The following is a 248-nucleotide window of genomic DNA, read 5'->3' on the forward strand; positions in this document are numbered from 1 at the left end:
GGGGATGCGGACTGCTGATGCAGAGCAGAACCGTTTACCACTGGCAGAGCCGGCGTGATGATCGGGCGATAACCCTGCGTATCCGGGAAATAGCAGAAACCCGGATACGCTACGGTTGCCCGCGTATTCATATTCAGCTGCGGCGGGAAGACTGGCCTGTTAACCACAAGAAAACACACCGGATTTACTGTCCGGAAGGCCTCAACCTGCGCAAAAAGCGCCCCCGCAGGCATGTCAGTGCAGCACAT

General features: G+C 57.3%; 1 protein-coding gene. It reads left to right on the forward strand.

All coding sequences use genetic code 11. From position 1 onward, the window contains the following. Positions 1-248, forward strand: a 248-nt coding sequence (locus RRF55_RS27570) for an IS3 family transposase (RefSeq protein ID WP_162872288.1), incomplete at both ends; no start/stop codon positions are given.

The sequence above is a fragment of the Klebsiella sp. K47 genome (assembly GCF_051858335.1).
In the GTDB taxonomy this organism is placed as follows: Bacteria; Pseudomonadota; Gammaproteobacteria; order Enterobacterales; family Enterobacteriaceae; genus Klebsiella; species Klebsiella pneumoniae.